Source organism: Mesoflavibacter sp. CH_XMU1422-2 (assembly GCF_037029245.1).
In the GTDB taxonomy this organism is placed as follows: domain Bacteria; phylum Bacteroidota; class Bacteroidia; order Flavobacteriales; family Flavobacteriaceae; genus Mesoflavibacter; species Mesoflavibacter zeaxanthinifaciens.
The window spans coordinates 25,440-40,347 of record NZ_JAYMEE010000005.1; the positions used below are offsets into that span (position 1 = coordinate 25,440).

Annotated in this window: 13 protein-coding genes; 11 read left to right on the forward strand and 2 right to left on the reverse strand. The window is 30.7% G+C overall.

Annotation, left to right across the window (positions count from 1 at the left end; all coding sequences use genetic code 11):
- Window positions 1-58: 58 nt before the first annotated feature.
- On the reverse strand, window positions 59-1,078 hold the full coding sequence (locus WA340_RS01285; protein ID WP_027880727.1) for a glutamine synthetase beta-grasp domain-containing protein: 1,020 nt from the start codon (window positions 1,076-1,078) through the stop codon (window positions 59-61).
- Window positions 1,079-1,260: 182 nt separating this feature from the next.
- On the opposite strand from WA340_RS01285, the gene WA340_RS01290 reads away from it, so the two are divergent.
- From WA340_RS01290 to WA340_RS01335, 10 genes are all read left to right on the forward strand, one after another.
- Window positions 1,261-3,447, forward strand: a complete 2,187-nt coding sequence (locus WA340_RS01290; RefSeq protein WP_106679184.1) for a glutamine synthetase III family protein — start codon at window positions 1,261-1,263, stop codon at window positions 3,445-3,447.
- 271 nt (window positions 3,448-3,718) lie between these two features.
- Window positions 3,719-4,834: a hypothetical protein gene (locus WA340_RS01295; protein WP_336126977.1), complete on the forward strand. Its 1,116-nt coding sequence runs from the start codon at window positions 3,719-3,721 to the stop codon at window positions 4,832-4,834.
- Window positions 4,835-4,924: 90 nt separating this feature from the next.
- Window positions 4,925-5,452: a hypothetical protein gene (locus WA340_RS01300; RefSeq protein ID WP_027880730.1), complete on the forward strand. Its 528-nt coding sequence runs from the start codon at window positions 4,925-4,927 to the stop codon at window positions 5,450-5,452.
- 13 nt (window positions 5,453-5,465) lie between these two features.
- Window positions 5,466-6,239 (forward strand): CsgE family curli-type amyloid fiber assembly protein, encoded by a 774-nt coding sequence (locus tag WA340_RS01305; protein WP_336126978.1) that lies wholly within the window; start codon window positions 5,466-5,468, stop codon window positions 6,237-6,239.
- A gap of 1 nt (window position 6,240) precedes the next feature.
- Window positions 6,241-6,642, forward strand: coding sequence for a curli production assembly/transport component CsgF (locus WA340_RS01310; protein ID WP_027880732.1), 402 nt, complete (start codon window positions 6,241-6,243; stop codon window positions 6,640-6,642).
- A 13-nt stretch (window positions 6,643-6,655) separates the two neighbouring features.
- Window positions 6,656-8,131: a CsgG/HfaB family protein gene (locus tag WA340_RS01315; protein ID WP_106679192.1), complete on the forward strand. Its 1,476-nt coding sequence runs from the start codon at window positions 6,656-6,658 to the stop codon at window positions 8,129-8,131.
- A 37-nt stretch (window positions 8,132-8,168) separates the two neighbouring features.
- Window positions 8,169-9,662 carry a carboxypeptidase regulatory-like domain-containing protein gene (locus tag WA340_RS01320; protein WP_336126979.1) on the forward strand — a complete coding sequence of 498 codons (1,494 nt, stop codon included), beginning with the start codon at window positions 8,169-8,171 and terminating at the stop codon, window positions 9,660-9,662.
- Window positions 9,663-9,759: 97 nt separating this feature from the next.
- The gene (locus WA340_RS01325; protein WP_223076256.1) at window positions 9,760-10,938 is read left to right on the forward strand and encodes an AIR synthase related protein; all 1,179 of its coding nucleotides are present in this window, start codon (window positions 9,760-9,762) and stop codon (window positions 10,936-10,938) included.
- Between the two features lie 15 nt (window positions 10,939-10,953).
- Window positions 10,954-11,904, forward strand: a complete 951-nt coding sequence (locus WA340_RS01330) for a DUF3078 domain-containing protein (protein ID WP_336126980.1) — start codon at window positions 10,954-10,956, stop codon at window positions 11,902-11,904.
- A 113-nt stretch (window positions 11,905-12,017) separates the two neighbouring features.
- On the forward strand, window positions 12,018-12,716 hold the full coding sequence (locus WA340_RS01335) for a hypothetical protein (RefSeq protein WP_336126981.1): 699 nt from the start codon (window positions 12,018-12,020) through the stop codon (window positions 12,714-12,716).
- A gap of 25 nt (window positions 12,717-12,741) precedes the next feature.
- Here the strand turns inward: WA340_RS01335 and WA340_RS01340 are convergent, their stop codons facing one another.
- Window positions 12,742-13,404 (reverse strand): ATP-binding cassette domain-containing protein, encoded by a 663-nt coding sequence (locus WA340_RS01340; RefSeq protein ID WP_336126982.1) that lies wholly within the window; start codon window positions 13,402-13,404, stop codon window positions 12,742-12,744.
- A gap of 426 nt (window positions 13,405-13,830) precedes the next feature.
- On the opposite strand from WA340_RS01340, the gene prfA reads away from it, so the two are divergent.
- Window positions 13,831-14,907: a peptide chain release factor 1 gene (gene prfA / locus WA340_RS01345; RefSeq protein WP_027880737.1), complete on the forward strand. Its 1,077-nt coding sequence runs from the start codon at window positions 13,831-13,833 to the stop codon at window positions 14,905-14,907.
- Window position 14,908: the final 1 nt, after the last annotated feature.

The following is a 14,908-nucleotide window of genomic DNA, read 5'->3' on the forward strand; positions in this document are numbered from 1 at the left end:
AAAAAACGCTTTCAAATTGTTGAAAGCGTTTTTTAATGGATTTTAACAAAAAATGTTATTAACTAATATTAGCAGATTTTACTGTTTTTACAATTCTTCCTGCAATTTTGTAAGGATCACCGTTAGATGCTGGACGACGGTCTTCTAACCAACCTTTCCAACCTTTTTCCACAGTGATAATTGGTATTCTTATGGATGCGCCTCTGTCAGATATACCATAACTAAAGTCATCTATACTAGCTGTTTCGTGTTCTCCTGTTAAACGTTGGTCGTTAAACTCACCATAAACAGCAATATGTTCTTTTACTACAGGTCTAAATGCTTCACAAATTTTTTCATAAATTTCTTTACTACCACAAGTTCTTAATACAGTGTTAGAGAAGTTGGCGTGCATACCAGAACCATTCCAATCCATATCCTTTCCTAATGGTTTTGGATGGTATTCAATATAGTAGCCATATTTTTCTGTTAATCTATCTAATAGGTATCTAGCAACCCAAATTTCATCACCAGCTTTTTTAGCGCCTTTAGCAAATAATTGAAATTCCCATTGTCCAGCAGCAACCTCTTGATTGATACCTTCAAAGTTTAATCCAGCTTCAATGCATAAATCTGCATGTTCTTCTACTAAAGCTCTACCATGAGTGTTTCTTCCTCCAACAGAACAGTAGTATAAACCTTGAGGAGCAGGATAACCACCAACAGGGAAACCTAAAGGTAGTTGTGTCTTTTTATCCATGATAAAGTATTCTTGCTCAAATCCAAACCAGAAGTCGTTGTCATCATCATCTATTGTAGCTCTTCCATTAGAAACGTGTGGTGTACCATCTGGATTTAAAACTTCAGTCATTACTAAATAGCCATCTTTTCTTGCAGGGTCAGGATAAATAGCAACTGGTTTAAGTAAGCAGTCAGAAGAATCTCCTGTGGCTTGCTTTGTAGAGCTACCATCAAAAGACCAAATAGGGCAGTCTTCTAATTTACCGCTAAAGTTGTCTTCAACCTTAGTTTTGCTCCTCATGTTTTGTGTTGGATAGTAACCATCCAACCAGATGTACTCTAATTTAGATTTACTCATGGTATAAAAATTTTTATTAGTTATGTTGATGCAAATATATATAAATTATGATTTTACCTATAAAAAAATAAGGGTGATATTTTTAAATTTATTAAAAGAGTGTCGATAACCCTATTTTTTTTAGGGTATAATAAATTTATGATGCAAAAAATTGTAATTTCGCAAAAAACAATTACAATTTTATGTCTACATTAAGATTTCATGCAGTTAAACAGTCGCTACAACATAAGCCTGTATTTATAGAAGAAAAACAACGACGTTCAGAATTATTTGCTTCTCATGTTTTTAATGAAGCAACAATGCGTCAATATTTAACAAAAGATGCTTTTAATAGTGTTATAGATGCTATTCAATTAGGAAAAAAAATAGATAGAGTAGTTGCAGATCATATCTCAACAGGAATGAAAGAATGGGCAATCTCAAAAGGTGCTACACATTATACGCATTGGTTTCAACCTTTAACAGGAGCAACAGCAGAAAAACACGATGCTTTTTTTGAAACTGTTGGTGGTGGCATGTCAATAGAAAAATTTGAAGGTAGTCAATTAGTGCAACAAGAACCAGATGCCTCTAGTTTTCCTAATGGAGGTATTAGAAACACCTTTGAAGCAAGAGGTTATACCGCTTGGGATCCTACATCTCCAGCTTTTATTTATGGTACAACTTTATGTATTCCTACTGTATTTGTATCATATACAGGTGAAGCTTTAGATTATAAAACACCATTATTAAGAGCGTTGCAAGCTGTAGATAGTGCGGCTGTAGCAGTTTGTAAGTATTTTGATAAAAATGTAAAAAAGGTAAATGCGTCTTTAGGTTGGGAGCAAGAATACTTTTTAATTGATAGAAGTCTAGCCATGTCTAGACCAGATATTGTTTTAACAGGTAGAACATTGTTAGGTCATGCAGCCGCAAAAGGTCAGCAGTTAGATGATCATTATTTTGGAACAATTCCTAATCGAGCTATGTCTTTTATGAGAGATTTAGAAACCGAATGTATGTTACTAGGTATTCCTGTAAAAACAAGACATAATGAAGTTGCTCCAAATCAATTTGAATTAGCGCCAATTTTTGAAGAAGCTAATCTTGCGGTAGATCATAATTCATTATTAATGGATGTGATGGAAAAAATAGCAGGAAGACATAACTTTAAGGTGTTATTTCATGAAAAACCTTTTGCAGGTGTAAACGGATCTGGAAAGCATAATAATTGGAGTTTAAGTACAGATACAGGAGTTAATCTTTTAAGTCCAGGTAAAACACCAATGAGTAACCTTCAGTTTTTAACCTTTTTTATAAATACAATTAAAGCGGTTGGTGATAATGAAGAGTTGCTTCGTGCTTCAATCGCTTCTGCAAGTAATGATCATAGGTTAGGAGCAAATGAAGCGCCACCAGCAATAATTTCGGTGTTTATAGGAGAGCAACTTACAAAAACTTTAAAAGAGCTTGAAAATGTTACCGATGGAAAACTTTCACCTGAAGAAAAAACAGATCTAAAATTAAATGTAGTTGGTAAAATTCCTGATGTACTTTTAGATAATACAGATAGAAACAGAACATCTCCATTTGCTTTTACAGGAAATAAATTTGAGTTTAGAGCAGTAGGATCTACAGCAAACTGTGCTAATCCAATGACGGTCTTAAATACTATCGTCGCAAAGCAGTTAATAGATTTTAAAGTTGAGGTTGATAAATTAATCGACAATAAGAAAATGAAAAAAGACGATGCTATCTTTAATGTGTTAAGAGAGTATATTAAAAAGTCTAAAAATATCCTTTTTGAAGGAAATGGTTATGGAGAAGCTTGGGAAAAAGAAGCAAAAAAACGAGGTTTAAGTAATAATAAGACAACACCAGAAGCTTTAAAAGCAAAAGTATCTAAAAAAGCGTTGACACTTTTTGAAGAATTAGGAGTAATGAATAAAGTAGAATCGGAAGCACGTTATGAAATAGAAATGGAAGAATATGCTATGCGCATTCAAATAGAAGGAAGAGTCTTAGGTGACATAGCAAGAAACCATGTAGTGCCAACAGCTGTAAAGTATCAAAACACACTAATTAAAAACGTACAAGGCTTAAAAGCTATTTATGATAAGGATTTTAAAAAACTAGCAAAAGAGCAATTGATGTTAATAGAATCAATATCAAATCATATAGAAGCGATAAACTCTGGAGTAACAAAAATGATTACTGCTAGAAAAACATCAAACAATATAGAAGATGTTTATAAAAAAGCTATAGCCTATTGCAATGATGTAAAACCTCTTTTTAATGAAATTAGATACCATTGTGATAAGTTAGAATTATTAGTTGATGACAAGATTTGGCCACTCACAAAATACCGTGAATTGCTATTTACTAAATAAAGAGTTTTACTTAAAAGTTATCAAATTGTCAATTTTATATAAAAATTTTTAAATTATATCTACGTAGGTCTACGTAGATATGATTTTTCTTCAATTTTTAAAGTTTTTATTTGTAGGAATTTTCTGAAGTGATTTTTGCATTTCAGCGATAAATTTATTTGTGATAACGAATAATTGGTTAAAAACAATAATTAATTATGGTTATTCAAAAATAGCATCTCAATATTTCTATATATTTGTAACAGCTATTAATCAATAAAATTTATTCACAATGAAAAAATTAATTTTCAGTGCAGCAGCACTAATGTGTGCGTCTATGATGTTCGCACAAGACAACGACAGTAAAGTGTATCAAAATGGTACAAGTAACGACTCTGACGTATTCCAAAAGGGTATGAGCAACGAATCTACAGTTGATCAAAAAGGTTCAGTAAACGCATTAAGTGGTTGGATGAACGATGCCGATGTAGAACAAAGAGGTAACGACAACTGGTCTAAAGTTAAGCAAGATGGTGATCAAAACATCGCTGATGTAAGACAAGTTGGTAACGATAACACTGCAGAAATAGATACAGGTGTTGGTTATGCTCAAGAAAATACTGCAATGACAGAGCAATTAGGTAACAACAACGATTCTTACCAAAAACAACGTTACGATTTTAATGAAGCTTATGTTTACCAATCAGGTAATAACAACAGCGCAAGTCAAGATCAAAACAGTAACCCTAACCAAACTACACCTGGTAACTTTGCAGATGCTTATCAAGTAGGAAATGGTAACGATTCTGATCAAAAACAAGTTGGTCACAATGGTGGTGGTTACAATATGGTTGGAGCATTAGCAGGAGCTTATGTATCTCAAATAGGTAACTTAAACGTTGCAGATCAAGACCAAAATGGTAACTATAACAGTGCAAGCATTGTTCAAGGAGACTCTAGAAACAAAGCTTTTCAAACTCAAATAGGTGATGATAACTTTGCATTATCATACCAAAATGATATAGGTTCTGGTGGAAGAAACTTCTCTGATCAAATGCAAGATGGTGATAGAAACTATGCTGTTGTGGACCAAGGTATTAACTATGATAAGAAAAATAAAGCTTGGCAAACTCAAATGGGAGATGATAACGATGCTTATGTTTACCAAGATGGTTTAATGAATAAGTCTCGTCAAGAACAAGATGGAGATCGTAATGGTTCTGATGTTTACCAAGACGGTACTAGCAACTTTGCAAGATCAGTACAAAATGGAGATGATAACTACTCTGAAATTATTCAAGTTGGGAATGATAATGAAGGTAGAGTTTTCCAAACAGGAAGCTTCCATACTTCTTTAGTTGACCAAATTGGTTTGAATAATTCAAGTATTACTGTACAAAAAGACTAATTAAATTTTAAATAAATTTAATTACAAATTATTATGATAAAGTGAGGCAGGAGGTAACAATCCTGCCTTATTTTTTAAATTTAAATAATTATGAAAAAGCAACTAATATTAATATTACTTTCATTGTTTAGCGTTTTTTCTTTTTCTCAAAATGCTATTTTGTCATCAACAGAAACTGATGAAGATGGTAATGTAATAGATCAAAATCAAGAATTAGCTATAGTTAGTAATGCTGTAAATAATAGTCAACAAAACGCATCACAATTACAAATAAATAGTAAGAGTGTTTATGTTACACAAATAGGAGATTATAATACAGTAGAAGCAGTAGTCTCTGCGCCAAAATATAATGTAGATTTAAATCAGGTAGGAGATGATAATTTAATAGATGTAAAATTAAAAGCAACTAAGCTTATAGATTATCAGGTGTTACAAGTAGGAGATAATAATACGGTAATAGATTATAATTTTGGTAATCAAAAAGTTATAAATTCATCTTTTAATCAAATAGGTGATAATTTAAAAATAGAAAATTATGGTTCAAACTCTATTTCAGAAAAATTACAAATCAATATGACTGGACAAAGTAGAACAATAACCATAAATAATTATAAATAAACTTAAAAACTAGATGGTTTCTATTTATAAATACAAACTATTAATTATTGTTTTGTTGTTTTCAATATCAAATTTGGTTGCGCAAAGAATAACTAATAGAGATATAGAAGCAAAAATAGATACGTCTAGCTTAAACGGTATATATCAAATCAAAAGTATAGCCTTTAATAAAACAGAGGTTTACAAAACACTTAAATATGATTTTAGTGTTATAAAAAAAAATAAAAAGACTAATAACTCCTCAAAAAATAAACAAGAAGGATTATTTGCTTTAGAGCCTAACCAGACAATGGAGCTGTCTCAAACATCAATAAATTTGTCAGAAAATGACGAAGTTGTTATTTTTTTACTAATTTACGAAGAAGAAAATCTGGTTGGTAAAAAAATAGTTAACCTATCAACTTCTAATAATTTAAAAAAAACAGTTAAACCTAAAGAAGAAAGTTTAACTATAGATGTTGATGATACAAGTGAAGATGGAGTAGAAATTAGAGGATTAGTAACAGATGAAACACGAACCAAATTTGGAAGAGAGTTTTATGAAGTTTTTGCAAATAGATATAGAGAAGATGGTGTTAATGCTGCAAAAGTTATTGTAGTAGAAGAAAAATTTAGTCTAGGAAGAAGAACAATAATAGAAGTAAAGATTGATGATAATTTAGTTTATCAATTTTTGATTAAACCAGATCCAGAATCAATAAGAAAGCATTCGGAGTCTTGTTTAAGATACGTAAAAAGGTATCTTATAAGAGAAAAAGAAAATGCTAAACGAATAAAAGAGTATTAACATGAAAAGTTTAATAACACTTGTAGGTTTACTAATTAGTATGACTAGTTTTAGTCAGGATTTGGTTTACAAACCAAAAAATCCTGCTTTTGGAGGAGATACATTTAATTATAATTGGTTATTAAGTTCTGCAGAATCTCAAAACTTGTTAGAGGATCCTGATGCACAAGATGATAATGATGGCTCAGAATTAGAAAACTTTTCAGAAAACTTAAACAGTCAAATTTTAAATCAACTTTCTAGATCATTATTTGCAGATCAAATAGGTGCAGATGGATTGTCTGAAGGTACATATACCTTCGGTACGTTATCTGTAGAAGTATATCCTTCTGGTAATGGTTTAGTGGTAGATATATTAGATACAGGAACAGGAGAACAAACACAGCTTATTATCCCCAATTAATCAATAATTTTAAATGACTAAAATCAATAATTTAAACATTGTTGTTCTAATTATTTGTGCTATTATATTAACGTCTTGTGGAACTTATTTTAACCAACCATATCAACAAGAACGAGCAAAATTAGGAGAACAAACTAAGGCTAATAAAAACTTAATAAACCTACCGCCACCAAAAGAACCAATAGTTGTTGGTGTTTACAATTTTAGAGATCAAACAGGTCAATATAAACCAACAGAAAACGGTAGTTCTTTTAGTACAGCTGTAACACAAGGCGCTACAACAATTTTAACAAAAGCGTTAGAAGATTCTAAATGGTTTACTGTAATAGAAAGAGAAAACTTTACAAATCTTTCTACAGAGAGGAATATAATTAGATCAACAAGAAAGCAATATAGGCAAACTACCAATCCAAACGAACCTCAATTACCACCATTATTATATGCAGGTGTGTTGTTAGAAGGAGGTATAATTTCTTATGACTCTAATATTATAACTGGTGGTTTTGGAGCAAGATATTTTGGTTTAGGAGGATCAACACAATATCGACAAGATAGAATAACAGTATATCTTAGAGCAGTTTCTACATCTAACGGAGAAGTGTTAAAAACCGTTTATGTTTCAAAAACTATATTGTCTCAAGCTATAGATGCAAGTTTATTTAGATATGTAAAATTTAAAAGATTATTAGAGGCAGAAACTGGAATTACAAAAAATGAACCAGGACAAATGGCAGTTACAGAAGCAATTGAAAAAGCGGTAGAGGCTTTAATTATTGAAGGAATTAAAGATCAATTATGGGCTCCTCAAGCAACACAAGAGGCTTCTAAGAAGTTAGTTGATGATTATCTCTTAGAAAAATCTGATGCTATGTCTACAGAGATTTACGATAGGTTATTAATAAAAAGAAGAGGTAAGACAGCAGTTACAGGTGCTTTAGGTTTATCTAGGATTAGTGGTGATTTACCAAATCCAGAATTTGAGTTTAATAGTAAGATTGGGTTTAAATACTTTTTAAATCCTGCTATAAATGTAAATTTTACCTACAACAAATTTAATTTAAAAAATAAACAGCTGCTTAATGAAGGTTACATGTCTTTTGATTTGAATGCAGAATATGTCATGTTACCATACGATAAGTTTACACCTTATGTTTTCGCAGGAGTAGGATCTAATGCTTCAAATTATTTTGATACTATAGATTTAAAAATGCAATTTGGAGCAGGTTTAGAATATATGGTGAATAATAATATAGGTGTATTTGGCTATGCAGAGCACAATACTGCATTTACAGATCAATTAGACTTTGTAGAGGCAGGTAAAAGAGATGATATGTATTACAGGTTTGGGATTGGTGTTAATTATTATTTCTCAGCTCCAAAGAGTAATAAAGATCTGAAAAAACAACAGAGAAGAGAATTAAAACAAGAAAAGCGTAGGATTAGAAAAGAGAATCTTAAACAAAAAAAGGATTCAACAAAAGAAGAATAAACTTGTTTAAATCGATTAGCTATTAATTAAATTAACCATGAAAAATCACATATTCAAAATATTTTTTACAATAAGCGCTTTAGTTCTTTTTTGTGCTTGTAGTGAAGAAACTATCACAATAACAGGACAAGGTACTTTAACAGGTAAAGTAGTAGAAAAAAGTACGAACATACCATTAGAAAATGTAAAAATCTCTACTAATCCAAATACTAGTACAATTTTTTCTGATTCGGAAGGGAATTTTCAAATTTCTAATATAGATGTAGGAGATTATTCAGTCAAAGCAGAAAAAGAAGGGTATATAGTTAAATTTGAAGGAACAACTATCCAAGAGTCCGTTTCTGCTAATGTTATTTTTGAACTTGAAATTGAAACAGCAAATAATGATGCACCAAACGCACCTATATTGCTAGAGCCTTTAAATGATAGTGTAGAAGTTGGACTAAGCATAGATTTAGTTTGGTCCGGATCAGATCCAGAAGAGGATGAGTTAACTTACTCTGTAGAGATTTTAAATGATCAAAATGCAGATGTAATAAGTTTTACAGAAATTACAGATACTACATTAACAGTTTCTGGTTTAATGTATAACACAAAATATTTTTGGCAAGTAACCGCTAATGATGGTATTAATAATTCTGTATCTAGCAATGTTTTCAACTTTAGAACTATTGAGTTTCCAGAAAATAGAATTTTCTTCACTCGAAAAATAAACGGAAATAATGTTATCTTTTCTACAGATGATGACGGGAATGAGATTCAGTTAACCTCTCAAAATAACAATTCATGGAGACCTCGTAAAGCACAATCTTTAAATAAAATTGCATTTTTAAGAAGTAATGGAGGACAAACACATGTTTTTACTATGAATTTAGATGGTTCAGATGTTCAGCAAATAACATCTGCTGTACCAGTAAATGGATTTAATTTTGAAGAAATAGACTTTGAATGGACAAATAATGATTCTCAAATTTTATATCCAAGTTTTGATAAATTGTATGTAATAGATTCAGACGGATCTGGATTAAATCAAATATATCAAACATCTAATGGTAATTTTATAACCGAAGTAGATTGGAATCAAAACACATCCACAATAGCCTTAAAGACAAACAATAGTAATGGTTATGAGGTAGAGATTTTTACAATAAATACATCTGGAGTAGTTCAGGATATAATTTTACAAGGTGTAACAGGAGCTGCAGGAGGAATTGATTTATCTTTTGACGGTACAAAACTATTATATACAAGAGACGTTACCGGCAACGAAAATCAAGAGTATAGACAATTAAACTCTCAAGTATTTATTTATGATTTAACAACGATGACAACAAATAGTGCTGTGTCTTTTGAAAAACCACCAGGGACTAATGATTTAGATGCTAAATTTTCTCCAACAGAAGCAGAAATTATAATAGAAAACACACCAAATGATGGATTGTCGCAAAGTAATATTTATAAACTAACATTAGGTCAGGTTAACGGAAGAGAGTTGATAGAAGAAGATGCAAAAATGCCTGATTGGAAATAAAAAAGTTTACCAACCACATCAAAATAACCCTTAAAAGCACACATAAATATTTGTGTGCTTTTTTTTTATAAATATCTTTGTAGCTTAACACAACACAATGAGTTCCGAAATTTCTAAACGCTACAGTCAAAGAGGTGTTTCTGCTTCAAAAGAAGATGTGCACAACGCCATAAAAAACATAGATAAAGGATTATTCCCGAAAGCCTTTTGTAAAATTGTACCAGATTACCTAACTAATAATTCTGACTATTGTTTAATAATGCACGCAGACGGTGCAGGAACAAAGTCGTCTTTAGCATACATGTACTGGAAAGAAACTGGAGATTTATCAGTTTGGAAAGGTATAGCGCAAGATGCTTTAATAATGAATATTGACGATCTACTTTGTGTAGGAGCAACAGATAATATTATGTTATCTTCAACCATAGGAAGAAATAAAAACTTAATTCCAGGTGAAGTTATTTCGGCAATAATTAATGGTACAGAAGAGTTAATTGAAGAACTTAAAAACTTTGGAGTAACGATACATTCAACTGGTGGTGAAACAGCAGATGTTGGTGATTTGGTAAGAACAATCATTGTAGATTCTACAGTAACAGCAAGAATGAATAGAGCAGATGTTATTGATAATGCAAATATCAAAGCAGGAGATGTTATTGTTGGATTAGAAAGTTTTGGTCAAGCTACTTATGAAAAAGAGTATAATGGCGGAATGGGAAGTAACGGTTTGACTTCTGCAAGGCACGATGTTTTTAATAAATATTTAGCTAAGAAATATCCAGAAAGTTTTGATGCTTCAGTGCCAGAAGATTTAGTGTATTCTGGTCAAATTAAATTAACAGATAAGGTAGAGAAATCGCCTATAGATGCTGGTAAATTAGTGTTGTCTCCAACGCGTACTTATGCACCAATTATAAAGCAAATTCTTTCAAAATATACAAGCGAAGATATCCATGGGATGATTCATTGTAGTGGCGGAGCGCAAACAAAAATTCTTCACTTTATAGATAATTTACATGTGATAAAGGATAACATGTTTTCAATTCCACCATTATTCAAACTCATACAAGAGCAGTCAAAAACAGATTGGAAAGAAATGTATCAAGTATTTAATTGTGGTCACAGAATGGAATTGTATGTTAATCCTGAAGTAGCCGAAGAGATTATAAAAATTTCAAAATCATTTAATGTTGATGCTCAAATCGTTGGACGTGTAGAAGCTTCTTCAACAAAAAAACTTACAATAGAAAGCGAATACGGAACGTTTACCTACTAACAATAAACTATAATTATGAGATTTTTTCTTTTAATCTTAGCTGTTTGTGTATCCCAAATAACACAAGCGCAAGAAACAGATTCGATTGTAAAAACCTTAGACACTTTAACTTGGAAACAAGTTAATCGTGTAGGTTTAGATATAAACGAGGTTACGTTTGTAAACTGGAGTGCTGGTGGTGCTAATTCAATTTCGGCACTTTTAGCTTTAAATTCAAGCTTACGTTACAAGAAGAATAATTTAATATGGTTTAATGCTATAAGAACACGTTATGGTATTAACAAGCAAGAAGATCAATTACTAAGAAAAACTGAAGACGAGCTTGAGTTAATCTCTACAATTGGTTACAGAAAAGACACTATCTCTAATTGGTATTTTTCAGGTAGATTTAACTTTAAAACACAATACTCTAATGGGTATAACTATCCTAACAGAGATAATCCTATTTCTCGTTTTATGGCACCAGGATACGTGTTTGTAGGTGGTGGAGCAGAGTATGGAAAAAATATAGAAAAGCTTTCATTTTATTTATCGCCTCTAACCTTTAAAGGTACATTTGTATTAGACCAAAAATTAGCAGACAATGGTGCGTTTGGTGTAGCACCAGCAGTTTATGATATAGACGGAAATAAAATACAAGATGGAGAAATGATGCGAACTGAAATGGGAATTTTAATTACCAACGCCTACGAAGCTCAAGTTATGGAAAATATTTACCTACGTAACCAGTTAAGCTTGTATACAGATTATTTAAACAGTTTTGGTAATATTGATGTGGATTGGGAAGTTGTTTTCGATTTTAAAGTAAATAACTTTGTAAAAGCAACTTTAGGTTCTCATATCAAATACGATAATGATGTTAAAATAATTGAAGAGCCTGAAACCGAAGAAGCAGAAGCTTTAGAACGAGGTGCGTCTGTACAATGGAAACAGCTTTTAGGTATAGGAGTTGTTGTAGATTTTTAGTATATTTAATGGTTGCTTCTTTTAATAGGTTTTTTTGTTTATAAATCTGCTACAGTCTATTAAAAAGATGTTTCAGTTTACAAAATACCTTTTCCAATTAAGTAGGGTTTTTAATGAATTCTAAACAAGCCATAAAAGTTGTTATCACATTACTCTTAATAGTCAACTTATTATCAGTATATTTTTTTGATGTGCTAACTTTTAGAACTGTTAGAGCTATATCTGTATTATTTATTCTAATATATTTTTTACTTTTCACTATTAAAGACTATCTAATACTTTCTTTTGTGTGTCTGCTTTTATCTGCAGATATTTTAGATCTTTACTTTGATAGCCCGCTTATCCCAGAATACTATTTTGTTGTAAAAATATCTGCCTACCTGCTTTTATTGCAAAGAGTTTTAAAAAAGACTAATTTTTTAAACGTAAAAATAAGAGATGTATTAATAGTTTCAGCAATAGCAATACTAAATGTACTTATTGGTATTAGGTCGTTATATCAAGTATCTCTAAAAACAGCATCTAATTTAGAGTTGATTTTACTTTTTATATATGGATTTGTTTTGGTATTAGTAGGTACTTTTGTAGCTAATTATTACTTCAGGTACGCTTCAAAAAGAGCATTCTATTTTACCACTTTTGTTTACTTAATCATGTTTGCAGATGTTTCAGGCTATGTCGCTAATTACTTTGATATTTATTTCTTTAATTATTTAGAGAGTTTTTACTACTTTTTAGGATTTTTTTATATGGCATTTTACCTCATTTATACTAATGAGCTAGACGATCAAGAAAATAAACTTTTTGAATAATTATATATTTTAAAAAGTTTACTTTTTAGTTTAAAGTACCTGGAATTAAATAGTTGTAATCCTCTAATTCATTAATGTTCTTAATTAGTTTAGTACATCCATTTTTAAGTAAATAAATTTCATCAGAAATGTCTATGACGACTTCATAGTTATGATCTGTCAAAATGATTACTTTTTGTTTTTTCTCTATTTCAAGAAGGCTTTTTATTTTTTCAATATATAAAGGTGAAATGTTAGAAAAAGGCTCATCTAAAAAAATAATTTCAGAAGTTTTTTTTAAGATTAAATAAATTTCAATAATTCTTCTTTGTCCACCAGAGAGCTCATTAAATTTTGAATGTTTGAGATTAGAAAACTCAGGAAAATTTTCAATAAAATTATTCCATTTCACATTAAATAGGTTAAAAATAGAAATTATTTTAGAATGATTTGGTGTATAATGAAACTGAGGTAAAAATGTTGCTTTTTTAGTTAGATATAGTTTTTTTATTAGCGGTTTTTTATCAATTCTAATATTGCAATATTTAGCTTTTAATGTTCCAAAAGCTATGTTGATTAGGCAACTTTTTCCTGATCCGTTTCTACCTAAAATACTTGTGATTTTACCTGTTTCAGCTCTTAGATAAATTCCATTTAAAATGCGTTTATCTTTAAAATATAATTCGATATTATCTATTTCTAAAACCAAAATTTATACAGTTATAAAGTTAATTAAAGAGAAAAATAATATGTTAAAAATAAGATCGATTACATATATAGACGCAAATAACTTAAAATTAGAAATACCTAAAATTTTATACAGCATCAATTTTTGGTTTCCGTAAGTTTTAATCATTACGTAATAGGTAAAAAGAAGTAATAAAATTTTAACAATTAAAATAAGCCTTATATCAGGAGTTTGTAGCAAAACAAAAATTAAATTTATAAGTAATGACCAGATAAAAAATGATTTATACAAATAGAAAATACTTTTTAATTGTTTGGTCATGTGTGCTGTAAAAATAGTTTTTGTTTGTAATAAAGATATGTATTAATTATTTAGTGTTTGATCAGGATAATTAAATATTGCAAATTCATAAATTATCGTATTTTTGTTTTTCAACAAAAAAGATAGATGTTAGAGAAGTTACAAATTGTAAAACAACGTTTTGATGAGGTTAGCGATTTAATAATCCAACCAGATATTATATCAGATCAAAAGCGTTATGTAGAGTTAAATAAAGAATATAAAGATCTTCGTGTATTAATGGATAAGCGCGAAGAGTATATAGAACTTACCAATAACTTAAAAGAAGCAGAAGAAATTATTTCTGACGGAAGCGATGCCGAAATGGTCGAAATGGCTAAAATGCAATACGACGATGCTAAAACAGGTATCCCTAAATTAGAAGAAGAAATACGTATGCTTCTAATACCAAAAGATCCACAAGATTCTAAAAATGCGGTAGTCGAATTACGTGCAGGAACTGGTGGAGACGAAGCTAGTATCTTTGCTGGTGACTTATTTAGAATGTACACTAAGTATTGCGAAGGTAAAGGTTGGAAAGTAGACGTTGTAGATTATAGCGAAGGTACAAATGGTGGTTTTAAAGAAATTCAATTTGAAGTATCTGGAGAAGACGTTTACGGTACATTAAAATTTGAAGCAGGCGTACATCGTGTACAACGTGTACCACAAACCGAAACTCAAGGACGTGTGCATACCAGTGCTGCAACTTGTATGGTATTTCCAGAAGCAGAAGAGTTTGATGTAGAAATAGACCCTAAAGATGTACGTATAGACTATTTCTGTTCTTCAGGACCAGGAGGACAGTCTGTAAACACAACCTACTCTGCAGTACGTTTAACGCATACACCAACAGGTTTAGTAGCACAATGTCAAGACCAAAAGTCGCAACATAAAAATAAAGAAAAAGCTTTTAAAGTATTACGTTCTAGATTATACGATTTAGAGTTAGCAAAAAAGATGGAAGAAGAAGCTGCTTTAAGAGGAACAATGGTGACAAGTGGTGACAGAAGTGCAAAAATTAGAACATATAACTATCCTCAAGGACGTGTTACAGACCATCGTATTGGTTTAACTTTATACGATCTATCAAACATCGTTAATGGAGATATCCAAAAAATTATAGACGAGTTACAATTAGCAGAAAATACTGAAAAGTTAAAAGCTAGTGACGAGACTATTTAAC